The following is a 16,986-nucleotide window of genomic DNA, read 5'->3' on the forward strand; positions in this document are numbered from 1 at the left end:
ATGTGGTCAGCCGGGTATGCGCTCGTGCAGGGTGAGCAGGATGTGGTCGAATGCCGACACCGTGCCGGGCTCCGCCGGTGGCACGGTGGGCAGCTCACGGAGCAGCTGCTCGGCCAGGGCGCGGAGCTTGGTGTTGGTTTCCTGTGACCGCCACACCAGCAGCTTGAATGCCTGCTCGTCGTTGATGCGGTACATGCGCATCAGTACACCCTTGGCCTGCTCGATCACCGCCCGCGCTTCGACCACCTGCGGCATTCGCGCCTCGAGGGCGTCGTGTTCGGCGCGGATGAGGGTGCCCGTCCATTCCTTCGGCATGACTGGGCCTTTCGGTCAGGGGAGGTGCGGCTTCGCGGAGGTGAAGATGTTGTGATACCCGCGAAGCGGACGGTGAAACGGTCGGGAGTGGCCGCCCCGGCGGTCCGGTGATGCCGACCAACCATGAGCTGAGTCCCGGCTGTTTCCAGGCCACCGCACGGGGTACGCGATCAACGACCAAGAGCGAACGATCGCAGATCGGGATTGGGGTGGTGACTGATGAGTGGGACCCCTCAGGATGCTGGGATCGGCGGCAGGTACTGGCCGGCGACCGTGTATTCCGATCTGTCGAACGACGGGAGGGCGCGCGTGTTCACCGACGGTGCGGTCCCGGTGTCGCTGTCCGGCGAGGTGGCGGTGCGGCTCCCGGCCGACGCCGGACAGCTGGCCATGATGCGCGCGCTCACCGAAACCATCATGCTCACAGCCGATTTCACAATCGATGTGGTGACCGATGTGCGCGTGGCGCTGGACGAAGTGGCCACCGCGTTGATCGCGGCAGCCGTGCCGGGCGCCTGGATCGAGTGCGACTTCCTGTTCGACGAGCACCGGATGCGGGTCCGTGCGGCGGCGGTGACCAGCAGCGATGGCGGACTGATCGAACACAGCTTCGGCTGGCACCTCGTGGAGAAACTGACCGATTCGATCGCGGTGAGCAGTGCGGACTTCGACACGGTGCGGTGCGGATACCCGGTCGTCGTCGAGCTCGTCCGGTGCCGCGGAGACACGGGCCGGGAGTAGCCCAGGAACAAGGACACAGCCATCGGGAACCGACGGGCCGAACCCGCCCGCGGAACTGCTTGCCCGGCATCGGATCTGGCGGCGCGCCACCCACGCCGTCCCGGCCTGATCACGGACCGCCACGGTCCGGTATCCCCGGTCCCGCGTTGACCGGGCCGTGGCATTCGGGTCGCGCGGTTCGCCACCGCGCGGCCCTTGGCCGGGATCGGTGGATCCGTGTCGTGGGGTGTGCACCCGTTGGAGCCCGGGCGCGAGAACAGGGCCGATCGGCTCGGAGCCAACGGATATCGAGCAACCCGGCGTCGAGGCGGTCACGAAAGGCGGGGACGGCACGCCGCGGCCGATCGGGGCCGTTGCCGATGAACAGGATCCATACCCGTTGCCTGCCACCGTTCATATGAATCTCGATGGGGTGTGCCCGGCGCAGCGCGAGCAGGACTGCGGCGAGGAAGGCGGGCCACCGGCCCCACCGCGATCGCCATCTGTCGCGGCTGCCGCGCACGCCCCAGCCCGTGCCGCCGATCTACCAGCCCGAGGTGGTGGCGCGCGCGATCGCCTTCGCGGCCGGACATCCACGGCACAAACAGTATTTGGGTGGGTGCGAGCACCGTCGGCACCGTGCTCGCGCAACGGCTGGCCCCGGCGCTGCTGGACCGGTACCTCGCCCGCACCGGCTTCGACAGCCAGCAGACCGACGCGCCCGCGCCGGGGCGGGCGGACAACAATCTCTGGACACCGCTGGACGAGGCCGACAGCCACGACTACGGCGCGCACGGCGAATTCGACGGTCGGGCGCACCGGCGCAGCCCGCAGTCGTGGCTCACCCGGCGGGTGTTGTCACTCGGCGGATTCGGCCGGGGTTGAAATCCGATACGGCGCAGCGTATTCCGAGAGGCGCATGCCGTGCCCGTACGGCTCGGCGTCCTGCCCGCGCGGCGCGATCCTGCCGTCCACGACCCGCGGTGCCCCGGTCACCAGGAGCGGTTCCAGCCGGGCGTGATCGACGAACCACTCGATGTGCCGCAGTCGCGGCACCGCGGCGGCGATGCCCGCATGCAAGGCTGGAGCGCAGTGCGCCGAGATGTCGCGGTGATTGGCCGCGGCCACGGCGGCGCCGCGCAGGAATCCGGTGTAGCCGCCGCAGCGGGTCACGTCGAGTTGCAGGCAGTCGACGACATCGATCAGGCGTGCGGCGTCGTACTCGCTGTAGATGTATTCCCCCGCCGCGACGTCGCAGCGGACGGCGTCGCGGACCGTGCGCAGCCCGGCGAGGTCGTCGCTGGTGACGGGTTCCTCGAACCACACGACGCCGAGCCGATCGAGTTCCGCGCCGACCCGGCAGGCCTCACCGGGCGTGTACGCGCCATTGGCATCGACCATGATGGCGGTCCTGTCGCCGAGGAGCTTGTGCACCAGGGTGATTCGTTCGACATCACGTTCGGCGTCGACCCCGATCTTGATCTTCACGGCGGTGCAGCCCGCGGTCTCCCAGCCGAGGACCTGCTCGGTGAGCTTGTCATCGGTGAGATTGACGAAGCCGCCCGAGCCGTAGACCGCGGTCGCCCGGCGCACGGAGCCGAACAGCGACTCCAGGGGCGCCTGCATCAGGCGGGCCTTGAGATCCCAGAGGGCGATGTCCACCGCACTGAGCGCATGCCCCACGACTCCAGGCGTGCCGAAGTTGCGGCAGGCGCGCCGCAGCCGCAGCCAGGTGTCGGTGACATCGTCGGGCGACGTCTCGTGCAGCAACGACGCGAGGTGATCGGCGACGACCGTCGCGGCCGCGGGGGAGCTGTAGGTCCAGCCCAGCCCGCGTTCGTGCCCGGCGCGAATCGACACGACGACGGCGGTGGTCGCGTCCCAGGCCAATGTCCCGTCGGCCTCGGTCTGCGGAGTGGGGAATCGATAGGTCTCGACGGTGATGTCGTCGATGAGCGGGGTACTCACAGGGATTCGCCTCGAATCGCGGCAGCGAGCAGCTCGGCCGCATGGTGGGGGCGCGCCTCGGGAAGGAGGTGGCGGATCTGGGTACGGCAGCTGAACCCATCCGCCACGATAGCGGTTTCCGGTGAACATGCCCGCAACGCGGGCAGCAGCGCGTCCTCCGCGCAGGCGACAGAGACCTCGTAGTGACGCCCGGGTAATCACCTGCCGATTGGGGTGCGGGTGCGGGGGTACTCGGGCGCTGTTCGCAGTGATCCGGCAACAGGGACGGGAGGCGCCATGATCGGCATGCGTTATCCGACGGAGGTCAACCTGGTCGGCGATGCCAAAGCCACACTGGCCGAACTGATTCCGATGCTCGCGCCGAATCCGGACCGGGCCTGGACGATCGACATTCAAGAGAGTGTCGCCCGCTGGTGGCAGACGATCGAGCACCAGTCCATGCTCGATGCCGAGCCGGTCAACCCGATGCGGGTGGCCTGGGAGCTGTCGCAGCGCCTGCCCGAGAACGCCATCATCACCTCCGATTCGGGCTCGGCGGCGAACTGGTACGCGCGCTGCCTGCGCTTCAGCGGCCGCATGCGTGGGTCGCTGTCGGGCACACTGGCGACCATGGGGCCGGGGGTGCCGTACGCGATCGGCGCCAAGTTCGCCTGCCCCGACCGTTTCTTCGGCACGAGAATGCCGGTCAGGTCCGCATCCCGGATCGGGGTGTCCGGATTGCGCTGGGGCCCGGCACATGGCCGCGATGGATGCGTCGACGGTGTCCGGATTCGCCGTCGGCGTCACCTTCGTGTCCTGCTCGAGGTATTTGCGGACGGTGTGGTGCGGATTGCGTATCGGGTCATCGAGAACACCTTCTCGGTTCGGTCACCCCTGCTCATCGGTTGCCCGGTCTCCCGGTCTCGAAACAAGGTGGCCGACAGCCCGTTTCGGCTCGGAACCATCGGGTAGGTCCCGAATGTCCCTGCAATCCGACATACGGAGGTATATCCCATGTCCGAGCACGAGAAGAGCGGAGCCCGGGAAGGCGTCGAAGGCGTGGTCGAGGGTGTCAAGGGTGCGGCCAAGGAGGCTGCGGGCAAGGTTTTCGGCGACGAGGGGCTGCGTGAGGAGGGTCGCGCTCAGCAGGACAAGGCTCGAGCCCAGCGCGACGCCGCCAAGCGGGAGGCGCAGGCCGAGAAGGACCGTGCCCAGGCCCAGGCTCAAGAAGCGCGTCAGCGGGCGCAGCAGAATCGGTGATGGGTGGTGGCCGATCCGAACGATCAGGACGTGATCGACCTGCCGCTGGCACAGCACGGCCAGATCAAAGCCCTGCTGCAACAGGTCCACCTCACGATGGGCCCGGCCCGGCAGCAGGCCTTCGGTGATGCAACTGCAGGTGTCCCACGCCGAGCGAGTTGAGCTCGCGACCGTGGTGCGCTTCGTCGAGGCCCTCGCGCCCACCCGCCCCCATCCGGAGGTGGGTGTCTCCCTGGCCGCGAATCTGCTGATCGGCCCGCCCCTGGCGGTGTTCGGCCGGATCCGTGACGCCATCCACGAATGGCGTCGGCAGAGCAGCACCGCCTAGCGCGCCGCGTCTTGCGGTATCCATATCGAAATCCCCTGGCCTGCAATGGAAAAGGCCAGGGGATTTCGGGTGGTGTGAGTGGATCAGCGGGAGCATCCGCTGTTGGACCGCGCATCTTATGGGCACAAAGCACCCTCGAACTCTGACGCCAATGGCGGGCTCGGAGGAACGCGACGTAACACCGGATGCTGGTTGATGCCGGTTCCGTGGGGTAACCGACGGATATCCAGACCAGATGGTCTGGCAGTGCACTACTTCCGGCGGCCCATCGCGGACGAAGGGAGTTATGACGTATCCGCACATCGCAGTCACCGATGCCGTTGCACGGCAATCGTTGTCACGGCTCGAATTCGCGGACGCCATCCTCCGCGCCGCCGTCGGCCCGGAACGAAGCGCACGCGATTGTCACCCGTGTGCTCGACAGATTGCATGAGGTGGCAATCGCCCGGCTCGAAGGAGTCGGGCGAGGCGATGAGGCGAGAGGAGAAGTCCTGTGTCAGCAGAACTCGAAGGCGTCCGCGTCCTGATCATTACCGCCAATACGGGGGTGGAGCGCGACGAGATAGCGGTACCCAGGGATCGACTGCGTGCCCGCGGCGCGCACGTGACCCACGCCGCGGTGGAAGCGATCGATGTGTACACCTACCGTCACGATCTCATTCCGTCCGAAACGCTGCGGCCGGACGCCGCCCTCACCGATGTGGATCCCGGCGCGTTCGACGTATTGGTCATTCCGGGTGGCACGGTCAATGCCGACAAACTCCGAACCGACTTCGGGGCAAGGGAACTGGTCCGATCCGTAGTTGCGGCCGGCCGTCCGATTGCCGCGATATGCCATGGTCCGTGGCTGCTGGTCGAGGCCGCGGTGGTGGCGGATAGGACGGTGACGTCGTATCCGTCGTTGCGCACCGATCTGATCAATGCCGGCGCGGCCTGGGTCGACGAGCCGGTCGTCCGGAGCGATGGCGACGGCTGGACGCTCATCACCTCACGCAATCCTGACGATCTACCCGATTTCGTCGATGCCATCGCCGCGGAGTTGAGCGTCCGGACGTCGTGACGCTGCGCGATGAGCCGGTGCCGCCGGGTCGGGCCGTCGATCTGTCCGGCTACCCGGGTGGTCAGGCGGTGGTCGGCAACCGGGTTCCAGTCGGCCAGCAACGAGGGCGCGTTTCTGCTGTGCGGTTTCGCGATGGCGGTCGCGGCGGCCGACGTCACCCAGCGCCGGCTGCGCGGCAATCTGCCCCAGGCCTTCGTGCACGGGCTACTGCTGGAGACATCCAATCACCCTGCTCTGCAACGGGAATGGGCCGAACTCGACCGCGACGGAGGCGCGCCGCGACAGGACCGGCCGTGACCAGCTCCGACTACCGGGGATGGTCGGCGGAATCCGGGGCCGTGGGGTGGTCCAGCCTGGGGTAGCGCAATTCCCGGACCAGCAGGAGCAGGCTCGCGGCGGTGGGATGGCGAGCAGTGCGCCCAGGACGCCGAGGATCGAGCCGCCGACGAGGACGGCGACGACGGGTCGGCGCCGCTCGGCTCGGCTACGACCTGACCACCCGATACGCCACGGCTGCTCGTTGCCCTTTACCGACCTCATGACACTGCGCACAGGGCAGTAGGGGTGAAACGCGTGAGGGCACCGTCAACGACGATGGCACCTCGATGGTGAGGACAGCGGCCGAGTCGCGACACGCCCGCTTTCGGCAGGGTTGGCCCGGATGTCGAGCGCGTGCTCGTTAGGGAATCATGCATGCGGGTAAACGGCAGGCAGGAGGTGGATGAACGTGGTTATTATTATTTCTCGTTCTGCTGCTCGCCCTCGTGTTCGCTGGACTGGGATTCCTGGTGAAGGTCCTGTGGTGGGTAGCCATCGCCGTGCTGGTTGGCTGGGGATTGGGGTTCGTTTTCTGCACCGCTGATTCCTCCGGCGGCCGTGGGCGCTGGTACCGCTGGTAGCTGCTCACGGTTTGTCGGGCATCAGGCGACCCATCTCTGCCCGGTGCCGTCGATTCTCGCGCATTGCCGAGCAACATCCCGGCAGGCCAAACGATCTCCCGAATACGCAGGTCCACACCTCGCGGGGTATCTCCGCCGATGTTGGTGGCGACCCCGTTTTCGTTCGGAGGAGTTGATCATGCCGACCGAGACCACTACAAGAAGAATCCTCCCGCCACCGTGCGGCGAACTGTCGGCTGCGGTGATCGACGCGCTCGGAAAGCCCGCCGGCTCGCTGATTCCGGCAGCATCGGCGCCCGCTGATCCTTTTGGCCGCGACCTGCAGGTGGCGCTGCATACGTGCTATGGCCTGCACTATCAGGGTTTTGACGGTGTGGATGCGGGTTGGGAATGGGATCCGGGCCTGTTGAGTGCACGGGCGGAGCTGGAACGCCGTTTTCTCGAGGCGCTGCGCGCAGAGACCGTTGCCGGCGATGATGTGGAGACCGAACTCGCGGAACTGTTGATCGTTCCCGATGAGGAGTCCGGCGTCGCAGCCTTTCTGCGGGACCAGGGCGAGCCCTGGCAGGTGCGCGAGTATTTCGTGCACCGCTCGATCCTGCACCATCAGGAGGCCGATCCGTACGCGTGGTTGATTCCGCGGTTGCGCGGTCGGGCCAAGGCGGCGCTCGTGGCGGTGGAGTTCGACGAATTCGGCGGTGGCCGCGCTGAGAGGATTCATCAGCGGCTGTATGCGGATCTGCTGAAGGGGGCGGGCCTCGATCCGTCGTATCTGTACTACCTGGATGTCGTGCCGGCGCCGATGCTCACGATCGTGAACATGATGTCGCTGTTCTGTCTGCATCGCGGCCTGCGGGGTGCGGGTGTCGGTCATTTCGCGGCCGTGGAGATCACGTCCTCGCCGGCGTCGCGCCACATGGTCGAAGCTTTGGACAGGCTCGGGGCAGATCCGGCGTGTATCGCGTTCTATCGCGAACATGTCGAGGCGGATGCGGTCCACGAACAGCTCATGCGACGCGAGGTGATCGGAGATCTGCTCGCACGCGAACCGGACACGCGTGCCTCGATTGTGTTCGGAATCCGCGCTACGAATTTGCTCGAGGACCGTTTCGCCGATCACGTGCTGAGCTGCTGGCGTGACGACCGTGGGTCATTGCTCGGCCCGGAAACTCTCGGCGCGAAGGAGGACAATTCGATGGCTTGCCTTGCGAGTAAGAAGCGAATTCGTGGCTATTCACGGTAGGTGCTGGTGATTCGCGCCGCTGGTGTGTATCGGCCACAGGCCGATACACACCTGCTCATCGCCGCGATGACCGATGCGGGCATTCCGCCGCACGGTCGTGTTCTCGATGTCGGTACCGGAACCGGCGTACTGGCGATCGAAGCGGCCCGGCTCCAGGCCGGGTCGGTCACTGCCGTGGACATCTCGCGGGCCGCGTTGGCCTGTGCGTGGATGAACAGCCGGCTGCGGGGGCTCGAGGTCGAGTTGATCCACGGCGACTTCCGTTCGGTGTTGCGCGGCCGGCGCTTTGAGGTGGTGATATCCAATCCACCGTATGTGCCATGCGCGGACAGCGGTCCGCCGCGGGGTGCGGCGCGATGCTGGGACGCCGGGGTAGACGGCCGGGCGGCCGTCGACTCCCTGTGCCGGCTCGCACCCGAATTGCTTTCCACGACTGGAACATTGCTGATGGTTCATTCCGCATTGTGCGGCGTCGACGACACCCTCATCGGCCTGCGTGAGGTGGGGTTGAAGGCCGCGACAGTGGCCAGGGCGAGTGTCCCGTTCGGCCCCGTATTGCGCCGGCGCGCCCGATGGCTGGTCGATCGCGGACTGTTGGGCCCCGGCCAGAGTCACGAGGAACTGGTGGTCATCCGTGCCGATCGAACCCGAAAATAGCCGACGCACAATCACTTACACCGCCGACGGGCCCATGCTGGTCGAGGGACCGGTGCAACTGGTGACCGAGCAGGGCCGCACGATCATCTGCCACCGATGCGTGGTGGCACTGTGCCTGTGCCGCCGCTCGGCGATCTACCCGCTGTGCGACACGAGCCATCGCAGACGCCGCCACTGACCACGTCACCGACGATCGCGAGGTGGACCTCACGGGCCGGGGACCACCGCTAGCCCGTGAACGGGTTGCGACGCTCGATCAGCCGCTTGTACAGCGTCTGTTGGATCGTTTCGCGGGTCTGATCGGTGACCTCGAACATCGTCATCGGATCGTCAGCGGCCTCGGGGCCGTACACGCCGGTGGAGATGGGCTCACCGAACTCGATGTACCACTTCGACGGCAGCGGGATGGCGCCCAGCACGCCCAGGTGGGGGAACAGTGGCGTCACCGGGAAGTACGGCAGCCCGAGCAGCCGGGCCAGCGGCGTGAGGTCGGCCAGTTTCGGATAGATCTCCTCCGAGCCGACGATCGAGCACGGGATGAGCGGCACACCGGTCTTGAGGGCCACCGAGGCGAAGCCGCCGCGCCCGAACCGCTGCAGTTTGTACCGCTCGCTGTAGGGCTTGCCGACGCCCTTGAAGCCCTCGGGGAACACGCCCGCCAGCTCGCCGGTGCGCAACAGCCGCTCGGCGTCGGTGGGGCAGGCCAGCGTGTGACCGGCCTTGCGTGCCAGCTCGCCCAGGATCGGCAGCTCGAAGACGAGGTCGGCGGCCAGCAGGCGAAGCGCCCGCTGCTTGGGATGGCGATCGTGCACGGCCACCTGCAGCATCAGCGCGTCCAGCGGCAGCACGCCCGCATGGTTGGCCACGATCAGCGCGCCGTCGAACTCGGGGAGATTCTCGATGCCGCTGACCTGCACCCGGAACCACAACTGCGACAGCGGCCGCAGGGCCGGCAGGATCAGCGACTCCAGCAGGTGCTCGTCGAGGCCGAACTCGTCGAGCCGGTAGTCCCCGGTGAGACGGCGACGCGCGAAATCGACCGTGCCGCGAATGCCCGCAGTGAGATTGCCTCTCACCAGATCGCCGAGGGTCACGGCCGCGCCTCGAAGTCGACCTCATCAGGCCGACCCACTGCGGCTACGCCACATATTCCTGATTCCGGCGAGAAGTTTCGTCCATGCCGCGTCGATCCATCGAGGATCGATGACGGACGTGGCTCTGCGTCCCCTACGGAGTCGTCGAGTCCCGGCACCATGGCCGGGCGTGGCTGGAATCCGAGGTTGGCCGATGTCGCGTGGACAGAGCTGATCTGCTCGGCGGTGGCTTCTCGCGGCCCTATGAACGAGCGGCCAACCGTGCCGAACAGTGGCTGCGAGCGTCCGACGGCCGCGGCGAGTTTCCCGATACGCATGAGGTGAACCACCGTTCGATTCGTTCTGGGAACTGCAATCGTGGAGTGTGGAGCACAAAACGGGACGACCGGTTCGATCGTATCTCGGTCCAGCCGCGCCCACCGGCGTGGGTGACTGCTTCGACGCTCTCGACCGGGTCGACCCCGGGTTCGTCCCACCGGTGCCAGGTGAGCGGAAAGCCCTGTGGTCCAAGGAATTTCGGAATCCACACCTACCCGCACCAGCACCGGCCGTGCACCCGCGCTCCAGCAGGCCGCGCCCGAGGTGAGGCTCGAGATATCGCAGACCGACGCCCGCTCCTGCGGCATCGTCGACGGAGACCGGGCGACTCGAGTTGAAGGTCGCGGGGCGAGGACAGCCGAGTATGGTGGGGGACAGGGTTGTTCACCTTTGTCCGCCAGGCTGTGAGCGCGTCCACAGGGCGTCGGCGATGGTCTGGTCGGCTATGGGCAGGGTGGCCATGATGCGGCGGTGGTCGATGTGGCCCAGGTCCGGGCGCCGGTTCTCGCGCATCCAGTCCGCGATCTGGTATCCGGTGGCGCCGGTGTCGGACCAGCACGCTCGAGGCCTTCGCCTACTGTGACCCTTCGGCCGAAGGGACCCCACGGGCCAGGTCGGTCAGTGTGTCGACGAGGGGGGTCAGTCGCCGGAGTTCTTCCAGGTGTGTGGCGCTGAGCAGGGCGAGGGTTTGCTGGCCGGCCTCGGTCAGGGTGAGGCGGACGACACGGCGGTCCTTGCCCTCTTCCCGATTGCGGGCGACGAGCCCGAGTTGCTCGGTGCGATCGATCAGTTGGACCACGCTGTGGTGGCGGGCGCTCAAATATTCCGCGATTTCGCCGACGCTGGGCCCGCTCGGCTCGAGATGACCCCGGATCGCCAGCAGCAGTTGGTGTTGAGCGCCGGTGAGTCCGACGTCGGCGGCCCGCCGCTCACTCCAGTGCAGGAACCGGCGCAGTCCGGCACGGAAAGCCAGCAGTCTCGAGTACTCCTGGTCGGTGAGAGGTTCGGGAGGCGACATCGACTCATATGTCATGAGGTGATAATATCACAGAGTGACATATAGACCGGCGGTGATACGGATCGGTTCCGCGTCCCGTCGTGGCCGATCTCAGCCGTCCGGTACGAAGTGCCTTCATTAGGGCGTCCGAAGGGTGGTGGAAGAGATGGCTACTGAGGCCATGGGCAGCATGAGCCTGCATCCCGACATCGTGGAGTTGCGGGCCAAGCATGAGAAGTACGAACTCGCCGCGATGGAACCGGCCGCCCAAGCGGTCACCGGCCTGATGTTCTTGACTGGGCTCTACATCGCGATCTCCGCGTGGGTTGTCGGATTTACCCGGTTCCCGACTTTGACCGTGAACAACCTGATCGTCGGGATCGGCTTGGCGGTGTTGGCGCTGGGGTTCGCCTCGATGTACGGGCGGATCCACGGCATCGGCTGGACCGCTCCGCTGATCGGCCTATGGATGATCATCGCCCCCTGGGTGGTCAGCGGCGATGTCGCCCATACTGCGACGATCTGGAGCAACGTGGTGGCCGGTGTGGTCGCCCTGGTGCTCGGGCTCGGCTCGATGGCGCTCGGCATGCGCCAGACCCGTTGAGCGCGAACCGCTTTCCATAGTGCGAGCCGGACTGTCACCGGGTTCGGCTCGCACCTCACACTCACGCGGACTGCGAACACGACCGGGTGACACCCAACCGCGCCTACACTCAGCGTTTCCTGCGCGAACTGCCCGACTCGGCCGACCGCATCCTGGTGCACGGCGCCGGACACGTCCCCATGCTGGAGGCACCCGACCGCATCGCCGCCCTGATCGCCGAGCACGTCCACGCCGGCCTGCATCAGCGCGCCGCGTAGCTGTTTACCTGGCGACACCGCCGTACCCGCCTAACCGTCAGCACGCCACGGATATCCATCCGTGTGGCAACGTGCCGGTGATTATCGACCGACGGCGGGGGTACGCCGACCTTGTGGGCGGCGCAGGATCGCCTGCATCCTGCACACAGACCCCGAAGGGGGTTTCCTCATGCCCGATTCGAACAATCCGGGTCAATTCGGCAACCGGCCCGACACCCGGGAGCAGGCGCGCAAGGGCGGCAAGGCCAGCAGCGGCAGCTTCGGTGAGCCCAACGCGGCCGACCCGCGCACAGCCGGCCGCAAGGGCGCCCAGGCTCAACCGCTCGAAGCGAAAGCGAAAGGCGGACACTACAGCCACGGCCGGCGCTGACCGCGCGCACGGCAAGTAGTCGAGGGTGTCGGGGCTCCGGGTGGCCCGATTCCCTCCGGCCCGGTGTGTCATTCATAGGACCCGCAGATCCCGCCCCTGAGCCAGACGGACGATCACCGCGGATCGCAATGATATACGTGCCCGTGCGGAAGGTAACGGGTTTGTCTCGCTGGCGTAGCGGGTATTCTGTATACACGGTTGACACCCACCAGCCCAGTCTGTGCCACGGTCGCGGTATAGGCGACAAACAGTGTGGCAGAACCCCATTTCCCGGGTTGTCACATATCTGGACAAGGGATCTGATCCTGATGTCGAGTTCCTTCATGGTCGCAGCCGGATCCACACCAGCCCAGCGTTGCGGCCCGCCCACACAGCTGGGCATCACCCACAGCAGGCCGTCGCCGTCGACGACGGTCCTGACCGCCACCGGCGAGATCGACTACTGCACCGTCGGAGCATTCCGCGAACACCTCACCGAGGCCATCGATACCAGCGGCCAGCTGGTGGTGGTGGACCTGTCACGGCTCACCTTCCTCAGCATCTCCGGGCTGTTGGCCGTCCTCGACGCCGCCGACGCCGCCCGGCGCCACCACACGCGCCTGCGGGTGGTAACCGGACCGCGGTGCGTGGACCGGCTGTTCGAGGTCTGCGGCCAGGCCACCGACCTGGCAATCACCCACACGATCGCCGCCGCCTGCACACCGGGGCCACGAGCCCTGACACCTGCGCGCACGCTGCCCTGATCGGATCACCCAAGACGGTAAGTGACTGTGCCCGACCCCGCTCCGGGCTCGGGCACAGCCACACGCAGGGCTACGCGAAACGGGATCGCTTTCCTCGGTCGGCACCATCCACCTCACCGACGAGCGCGTCGATGCCACGCAACACGCCCCCCGATACCCTTCTCACCGTCCACGAACGCATCCCGTCGCCGTAGTCCGCACCGGCCGGTGGTGAAACGTCAGCCGCAAGCGCGGAGTCGAGAGTCCATGGTGCTCATAGGTTGTCGGATCACCGACCACGGCCTCCTCGATCCGGTGATTTCACCGCGCTGGTTCCGCTGGCAGATGGTGGCACCGCAGCCCTCGCACGATCGCAGCCCAACATCACGGTCTTCCACCACTCGTCGAGCGGACTCGGGTCGGGCCATACTGCAGCCGGTTCGCTGAATTCCCATCTGCCGGCGATTTTTTCGCCAGATTGCTCATTCACCGCCGCAGCCTGTTCGCCGAGTCTGTCGACGGTGCCGCTGCTGATGAGGCCATGTCTGGCGTGGGGCGCTTTCCAGTGCCCGGATCGAGGTAATTGTGTCGGCCCGATGAACGTCGATGATTCCGGCTGGGCCGCCATGACGTACCTCCTCGTTCGCACCGCCTCCGCGATTTGCAGTGCAACTCACGTTTCAGCACTACCCGCCCACCGTCGTTCGAATCTTCGAAGAGGTCGACTGTCGCGTTCTCGAGAGTTCGAACTTCACGGCGGCCGACTCGGCCCGGTCGTGGGTAACAGAACGTAGAAACGTCGCGGCCGAAACACCATGGGCCGCGCTCCCTCCGGAACTCCTCGTCCTCCATGGAATGCGCGGGCGATCCGGCGCAGCGATATTTGCGGTCCCGGCGTCTCGCGCCGACGACGCGGTCGCGGCTTGTCCTGAACCATGTCCGCCAACGTGCCGGTGACCGGTGACCACACAGTGGATCATATTCGGGCGCTGGCGATTCCGCCCACGTGGAAGGTCGACAGGCTGCTCGAGCTGGCCACCGGACTGCCGAGTTTGCGCGCGTGACTGAGCAGCGATCTGGGGCAGCGGCGCGCGACCGGAAAACGGGTGTTGGCGGTCGAACTGACACCGCTCGATTCGGGTGTGTGCCGGGTCGGCCGCACAGAGTGCACACCCGACAATGGCAGCTACGGCGTGGCCACCTTGCTGCGCGAGCACGTCCGGCTCGCCGGCGACCGCACTGCCTCCGGCCGCCAGGGCAGCGATACAGATGAACAGCGAGATACGGTGGACCGGTCGGTGATTAGGCTCGTGCGCGCGGCCGGGAAATGACGATATTTCGCCTCAGGTCAGCTTTTGCGCCTGCTAATTCTGTGATCGCCAGTCGCGCACCGCGTCTCGCATCCGGTCGAATACCGCCAGCGGCGGTCCGGCGATCAGGTTGGCCGCCGGGGAGGATCCGGCGTGCGGATGCGGCCGGGTGGGGGCCACCGCTTCAGCAGCGCGCACCGAACCCGCCAGATGTTCGAGCTCGTTCACCGAGTACTGGCGACGCAGCAGGACGAACTCCTCCGCCTCCTCGTGCGCCGCGTGCTGCGCCACCGCATCGCTGAAATCGGCGAGTTTGGACGTGAAGTCCGGGTGGTCGACTCCCAGGTCGTAGAGTTCCGCGAGCGCCCGTTTGGCGTGATTCTCCTCCTCCACGCGGGCATCGACCATTTCCTCGGCGCCGAACATGGCGCGCTTCGCCACGGGATGCACCACTTCTTCCTCGGCGCTCTCGTGTACCGCGAGCAATCGGACCAGCTCGGTGAACAGTTCCTGCCGGTCCTCCCGATCCGAACGAAGTTGTTCGAGCAGGGTCGAGATCTGTTCGTGTTGTGCGGTCAGCAGATCGACCACATCTTGCTCGGCCATGGCTATTCCTTCCCGCTTGCCTGCAATCACTTGATTCGAGCTGATGTTGCGTAGAAACCTGACACCCGGCAGGGCATCACAGCTCGGCGATACCCCGTCGGTTGCGCGCTATTCCCGCATGCGTCGGATCGAGCAGAACCCTGTTGCGGGCTGGAGAGATCGCCGCGGTCGAGGTCGGCACGGGATCCACCGGTATCACCGTGCCGCCCAGCGGCTTTGGGCGTTCTGCGATCAGTCCGGCGCGCAGGTCGAATCCACCGCGACGCTGCGCGCGCCGGGACATCGCAGTGCGGAATACTCGGTCCGGGTCGGAGAAACCTCGGGATCAATGTCAGGGGCTGTGCGACGGCTGTTCTGGATCAGCCTTCTGCTGCTTATCACCTGACTTCGAGTCCGGATCGACCTTATCCGCGCGCTCCCACTCCTTGTCCAGTTCGGTTCGCGAATCCGCTGCCTCGCTGCGGTGCACACCGGCCTGCTGGGCAAGCTGCTCGGCCTGTGCCGCCTTGGCCTCAGCTTCGGCCTGTGCCGCGCGACTGCGGGCAGCGATCTCCTCCGCCCGCGCCTCCCGCTGACCGACCTCGAGCTCCTGTTTCGCCGCGCGGTCTCGGATGTCCTTGGCTTCGACCCGCTGGTGTTCGCGCCGTTGGCGCATCAACACCCAGGCCACAAGCGCAATGACCACAACCGCGACGACGATGATCACGATGACAATGGTGGTGCTCATCTTTCGACTCCTCGCACTCTCCCCCGGAAATCCTTACGCCATTCGACTACCCCCGAGCTGGGAAAATAAGCGATAGGAGCTCGCTTTCCCCGGGACCTGTATCTATTTGCCTGTGGCAACTGCCGCGACACTCTGGACCGCGTGCTCAGCGGCTTGCGTCTCGTTCGCATAGAGCAGGCCGTAGGTGAAGCCGTTCTCGCCGCCTGCCGTGCCCGCTGCTGTAGCGGTTCGCCACAGGAATTCGGTCGAGACGACGCTGTCGTTGTAGTCGCCGAGCAGGCGCTGAATCTTCTTGTAGTGCTTGATATTCGACTTTGCATGCGCGGGCTTTCGAACGGGTTTGTGCAATTCGGCGGCATAGCGTGCGCGTTTGGCGGCTTTACGCGCGCGGTGCAGCGATTCGTGCCGGTGGTTGTGCAATGCGGTCACCAACCGGCGGTCGGCTTTGCCCGCGGCCCGGCGGGCCCGCTTCACGAGTTGGCGCCGCCGGATCCGTCGCCCGAACGGCGGCTGTGATTTCCATGTCTGCAGGGTCGCGAGCAGTCGCAGGTAGCGGGGCGAGTTCATTGCCTCGGCGAGAGCATTGCGGCTCGGCAACAGCCGAGCCAGCAGCCTCGCGTCGATCCGCGCAGCGACAGGACCCAAGATGAGTTCGGGCGGTAGGGCGTTGAGCTCATCGGCGAGGCGTCGGCGTTGGACGTGGCAATCGCGTATGTCGCCGAGCAGCGCTGCGTACCATTTCAGCTCGTTGTCGATCTCGCCGATGGCGCGGCGGTCCAGCAGCTTGCCGAACACGCGTAGCGTGCTGCGCAGTCGCCGCGTCGCGACACGGGTGTCGTGGATTGGTTCCTCGCCTCGGCGTAGCCCGACGTCACCGACGAAGATCAGGTCGATCTGTGTGGTCATGTATTCGTGCATGGCTTGTTCCGCGCGCGAACTGGTGACGGCCGGTCCGGATCGCTCCGGCAGTACATGAGACAGCTTGGAGCGGTAGCTCGACTCGCGGGCGCCTGCCTCGGTGAGCCGGTCCCGCAATACCGCCGGGACTATGTCGGTATGAGGGCCGAGTTCGACCTCGATCTCACGCCAGGCAATCAGTTCAGCAGGCCGGTCGGCTGCGGTCGAGTCCACAGTGTCGTCATCGATCTCGACGATCAGTTCGCCGTCCGAACCGAGGACGCGGTGACGGCGACGCAAGGTATGAACCCTGGCGACCTCGTGTAAAGGCCTACCCAGTGCTGCGCCGTTGACGACCTCGGCGAGTTCGTGCGGCAGCTCGTCCGACAGCTGGGTGGTTACTTCGACGCGACCGGAAGATTGGGGGATCTTCAGCTGCCAGCCGGATTCGTCGTCTCCCTCACGGCGACGCAACGTCAGGTCGTGGGCGAGCAGGTCTCGCTCGGCGGTGTCGAAATAGGTACTGGTCAGCTCGACCGGGATCTCCTCGATGCGGCTATTCGCGACGAGGTCGTCGAGCCTTGGAAGAGTGAAGTCCCGGTCGACCGCCCATTTGCTCTCACGTTCGAGTACGTCCTTCATGCGTTGGCGTATT

23 protein-coding genes and 4 pseudogenes are annotated in these 16,986 nt (G+C 66.3%); 17 read left to right on the plus strand and 10 right to left on the minus strand.

Annotation, left to right across the window (positions count from 1 at the left end; translation table 11 throughout):
• Window positions 1–6: 6 nt before the first annotated feature.
• Window positions 7–315: an ANTAR domain-containing protein gene (locus ACFXHE_RS30930; protein ID WP_379387950.1), complete on the minus strand. Its 309-nt coding sequence runs from the start codon at window positions 313–315 to the stop codon at window positions 7–9.
• Window positions 316–624: 309 nt separating this feature from the next.
• Between ACFXHE_RS30930 and ACFXHE_RS30935 the strand changes: the two genes are divergently transcribed.
• Entirely contained in the window at window positions 625–1,056 is a 432-nt protein-coding gene (locus ACFXHE_RS30935) for an ATP-binding protein (protein ID WP_379387951.1), read from the plus strand.
• Window positions 1,057–1,538: 482 nt separating this feature from the next.
• A pseudogene (locus ACFXHE_RS30940) lies at window positions 1,539–1,920 on the plus strand (short-chain dehydrogenase); the annotation flags it as partial.
• Here the strand turns inward: ACFXHE_RS30940 and ACFXHE_RS30945 are convergent.
• Window positions 1,894–3,003, minus strand: coding sequence for an enolase C-terminal domain-like protein (locus ACFXHE_RS30945; protein WP_379387952.1), 1,110 nt, complete (start codon window positions 3,001–3,003; stop codon window positions 1,894–1,896). The pseudogene ACFXHE_RS30940 and the gene ACFXHE_RS30945 sit on opposite strands and share 27 nt — an antisense overlap.
• Window positions 3,000–3,188 (minus strand): annotated as a pseudogene (locus tag ACFXHE_RS30950) (hypothetical protein); the annotation flags it as partial. The pseudogene ACFXHE_RS30950 and the gene ACFXHE_RS30945, both read right to left, overlap by 4 nt.
• An 85-nt stretch (window positions 3,189–3,273) precedes the next feature.
• On the opposite strand from ACFXHE_RS30950, the pseudogene ACFXHE_RS30955 reads away from it, so the two are divergent.
• From ACFXHE_RS30955 to ACFXHE_RS30995, 9 genes and pseudogenes are all read left to right on the plus strand, one after another.
• Window positions 3,274–3,666 (plus strand): annotated as a pseudogene (locus tag ACFXHE_RS30955) (thiamine pyrophosphate-dependent enzyme); the annotation flags it as partial.
• Between the two features lie 330 nt (window positions 3,667–3,996).
• A complete protein-coding gene (locus ACFXHE_RS30960; protein ID WP_379387953.1) occupies window positions 3,997–4,242 on the plus strand; it encodes a CsbD family protein in 246 nt (81 codons plus the stop codon).
• Between the two features lie 6 nt (window positions 4,243–4,248).
• On the plus strand, window positions 4,249–4,404 hold the full coding sequence (locus ACFXHE_RS30965) for a hypothetical protein (RefSeq protein WP_379387954.1): 156 nt from the start codon (window positions 4,249–4,251) through the stop codon (window positions 4,402–4,404).
• Window positions 4,370–4,570: a hypothetical protein gene (locus tag ACFXHE_RS30970; RefSeq protein WP_379387955.1), complete on the plus strand. Its 201-nt coding sequence runs from the start codon at window positions 4,370–4,372 to the stop codon at window positions 4,568–4,570. The genes ACFXHE_RS30965 and ACFXHE_RS30970 overlap by 35 nt, the downstream gene beginning before the upstream one ends.
• 493 nt (window positions 4,571–5,063) lie before the next feature.
• Window positions 5,064–5,630: a type 1 glutamine amidotransferase domain-containing protein gene (locus tag ACFXHE_RS30975; protein ID WP_379387956.1), complete on the plus strand. Its 567-nt coding sequence runs from the start codon at window positions 5,064–5,066 to the stop codon at window positions 5,628–5,630.
• A gap of 102 nt (window positions 5,631–5,732) precedes the next feature.
• Window positions 5,733–5,927, plus strand: a pseudogene (locus ACFXHE_RS30980) (hypothetical protein); the annotation flags it as partial.
• A 780-nt stretch (window positions 5,928–6,707) separates the two neighbouring features.
• Entirely contained in the window at window positions 6,708–7,772 is a 1,065-nt protein-coding gene (locus ACFXHE_RS30985; RefSeq protein ID WP_379387957.1) for an iron-containing redox enzyme family protein, read from the plus strand.
• On the plus strand, window positions 7,773–8,429 hold the full coding sequence (locus ACFXHE_RS30990) for a HemK2/MTQ2 family protein methyltransferase (protein WP_379387958.1): 657 nt from the start codon (window positions 7,773–7,775) through the stop codon (window positions 8,427–8,429).
• Window positions 8,407–8,607, plus strand: coding sequence for a CDGSH iron-sulfur domain-containing protein (locus ACFXHE_RS30995; protein ID WP_379387959.1), 201 nt, complete (start codon window positions 8,407–8,409; stop codon window positions 8,605–8,607). Before ACFXHE_RS30990 ends, ACFXHE_RS30995 begins: the two co-directional genes overlap by 23 nt.
• A gap of 49 nt (window positions 8,608–8,656) precedes the next feature.
• Here ACFXHE_RS30995 and ACFXHE_RS31000 read toward each other — a convergent pair whose 3' ends face one another.
• The 3 genes from ACFXHE_RS31000 to ACFXHE_RS31010 all read right to left on the minus strand — a co-directional run bounded on the left by ACFXHE_RS31000 (window position 8,657) and on the right by ACFXHE_RS31010 (window position 10,874).
• Window positions 8,657–9,523 (minus strand): lysophospholipid acyltransferase family protein, encoded by an 867-nt coding sequence (locus ACFXHE_RS31000; protein WP_379387960.1) that lies wholly within the window; start codon window positions 9,521–9,523, stop codon window positions 8,657–8,659.
• 702 nt (window positions 9,524–10,225) lie between these two features.
• A complete protein-coding gene (locus ACFXHE_RS31005) occupies window positions 10,226–10,354 on the minus strand; it encodes a hypothetical protein (protein ID WP_379387961.1) in 129 nt (42 codons plus the stop codon).
• A gap of 61 nt (window positions 10,355–10,415) precedes the next feature.
• On the minus strand, window positions 10,416–10,874 hold the full coding sequence (locus tag ACFXHE_RS31010) for a MarR family winged helix-turn-helix transcriptional regulator (protein WP_379387962.1): 459 nt from the start codon (window positions 10,872–10,874) through the stop codon (window positions 10,416–10,418).
• A 118-nt stretch (window positions 10,875–10,992) separates the two neighbouring features.
• Here ACFXHE_RS31010 and ACFXHE_RS31015 point away from each other — a divergent pair, with 118 nt between their 5' ends.
• The 4 genes from ACFXHE_RS31015 (at window position 10,993) to ACFXHE_RS31030 (ending at window position 12,812) form a co-directional block, all read left to right on the plus strand.
• The gene (locus ACFXHE_RS31015; RefSeq protein ID WP_379387963.1) at window positions 10,993–11,442 is read left to right on the plus strand and encodes an SPW repeat protein; all 450 of its coding nucleotides are present in this window, start codon (window positions 10,993–10,995) and stop codon (window positions 11,440–11,442) included.
• Window positions 11,443–11,528: 86 nt separating this feature from the next.
• Window positions 11,529–11,699, plus strand: coding sequence for a hypothetical protein (locus tag ACFXHE_RS31020; RefSeq protein WP_379387964.1), 171 nt, complete (start codon window positions 11,529–11,531; stop codon window positions 11,697–11,699).
• A 169-nt stretch (window positions 11,700–11,868) separates the two neighbouring features.
• Window positions 11,869–12,069 carry a hypothetical protein gene (locus ACFXHE_RS31025; RefSeq protein ID WP_379387965.1) on the plus strand — a complete coding sequence of 67 codons (201 nt, stop codon included), beginning with the start codon at window positions 11,869–11,871 and terminating at the stop codon, window positions 12,067–12,069.
• Between the two features lie 308 nt (window positions 12,070–12,377).
• Complete coding sequence (locus tag ACFXHE_RS31030; protein ID WP_379387966.1) at window positions 12,378–12,812, plus strand: STAS domain-containing protein; 435 nt, start codon at window positions 12,378–12,380, stop codon at window positions 12,810–12,812.
• A 268-nt stretch (window positions 12,813–13,080) separates the two neighbouring features.
• Here the strand turns inward: ACFXHE_RS31030 and ACFXHE_RS31035 are convergent, their stop codons facing one another.
• Window positions 13,081–13,419, minus strand: coding sequence for a hypothetical protein (locus ACFXHE_RS31035; protein ID WP_379387967.1), 339 nt, complete (start codon window positions 13,417–13,419; stop codon window positions 13,081–13,083).
• Between the two features lie 307 nt (window positions 13,420–13,726).
• Between ACFXHE_RS31035 and ACFXHE_RS31040 the strand changes: the two genes are divergently transcribed.
• Together ACFXHE_RS31040 and ACFXHE_RS31045 are read left to right on the plus strand one after the other, a co-directional pair.
• On the plus strand, window positions 13,727–13,855 hold the full coding sequence (locus ACFXHE_RS31040; protein WP_379387968.1) for a hypothetical protein: 129 nt from the start codon (window positions 13,727–13,729) through the stop codon (window positions 13,853–13,855).
• A gap of 45 nt (window positions 13,856–13,900) precedes the next feature.
• The gene (locus tag ACFXHE_RS31045; RefSeq protein ID WP_379387969.1) at window positions 13,901–14,122 is read left to right on the plus strand and encodes a hypothetical protein; all 222 of its coding nucleotides are present in this window, start codon (window positions 13,901–13,903) and stop codon (window positions 14,120–14,122) included.
• A gap of 33 nt (window positions 14,123–14,155) precedes the next feature.
• On the opposite strand, the gene ACFXHE_RS31050 is transcribed toward ACFXHE_RS31045, so the two are convergent.
• From ACFXHE_RS31050 to ACFXHE_RS31060, 3 genes are all read right to left on the minus strand, one after another.
• Window positions 14,156–14,707, minus strand: coding sequence for a hemerythrin domain-containing protein (locus ACFXHE_RS31050; RefSeq protein ID WP_379387970.1), 552 nt, complete (start codon window positions 14,705–14,707; stop codon window positions 14,156–14,158).
• A gap of 331 nt (window positions 14,708–15,038) precedes the next feature.
• A complete protein-coding gene (locus ACFXHE_RS31055) occupies window positions 15,039–15,434 on the minus strand; it encodes a hypothetical protein (protein ID WP_379387971.1) in 396 nt (131 codons plus the stop codon).
• Window positions 15,435–15,536: 102 nt separating this feature from the next.
• Window positions 15,537–16,973 carry a CHAD domain-containing protein gene (locus ACFXHE_RS31060; protein ID WP_379387972.1) on the minus strand — a complete coding sequence of 479 codons (1,437 nt, stop codon included), beginning with the start codon at window positions 16,971–16,973 and terminating at the stop codon, window positions 15,537–15,539.
• Window positions 16,974–16,986: the final 13 nt, after the last annotated feature.

The sequence above is a fragment of the Nocardia sp. NPDC059229 genome (genome assembly GCF_042754165.1).
Taxonomy (GTDB): domain Bacteria; phylum Actinomycetota; class Actinomycetes; order Mycobacteriales; family Mycobacteriaceae; genus Nocardia.

Coding starts and splice junctions, on each gene's coding strand:
- ACFXHE_RS30930 (WP_379387950.1), bottom strand. CDS start 315: ATGCCGAAGGAATGGACGGGCACCCTCATCCGCGCCGAACACGACGCC.
- ACFXHE_RS30960 (WP_379387953.1), top strand. CDS start 3,997: ATGTCCGAGCACGAGAAGAGCGGAGCCCGGGAAGGCGTCGAAGGCGTG.
- ACFXHE_RS30970 (WP_379387955.1), top strand. CDS start 4,370: ATGCAACTGCAGGTGTCCCACGCCGAGCGAGTTGAGCTCGCGACCGTG.
- ACFXHE_RS30985 (WP_379387957.1), top strand. CDS start 6,708: ATGCCGACCGAGACCACTACAAGAAGAATCCTCCCGCCACCGTGCGGC.
- ACFXHE_RS31005 (WP_379387961.1), bottom strand. CDS start 10,354: ATGCGCGAGAACCGGCGCCCGGACCTGGGCCACATCGACCACCGCCGC.
- ACFXHE_RS31010 (WP_379387962.1), bottom strand. CDS start 10,874: ATGACATATGAGTCGATGTCGCCTCCCGAACCTCTCACCGACCAGGAG.
- ACFXHE_RS31025 (WP_379387965.1), top strand. CDS start 11,869: ATGCCCGATTCGAACAATCCGGGTCAATTCGGCAACCGGCCCGACACC.
- ACFXHE_RS31030 (WP_379387966.1), top strand. CDS start 12,378: ATGTCGAGTTCCTTCATGGTCGCAGCCGGATCCACACCAGCCCAGCGT.
- ACFXHE_RS31035 (WP_379387967.1), bottom strand. CDS start 13,419: ATGGCGGCCCAGCCGGAATCATCGACGTTCATCGGGCCGACACAATTA.
- ACFXHE_RS31040 (WP_379387968.1), top strand. CDS start 13,727: ATGTCCGCCAACGTGCCGGTGACCGGTGACCACACAGTGGATCATATT.
- ACFXHE_RS31050 (WP_379387970.1), bottom strand. CDS start 14,707: ATGGCCGAGCAAGATGTGGTCGATCTGCTGACCGCACAACACGAACAG.
- ACFXHE_RS31055 (WP_379387971.1), bottom strand. CDS start 15,434: ATGAGCACCACCATTGTCATCGTGATCATCGTCGTCGCGGTTGTGGTC.
- ACFXHE_RS31060 (WP_379387972.1), bottom strand. CDS start 16,973: ATGAAGGACGTACTCGAACGTGAGAGCAAATGGGCGGTCGACCGGGAC.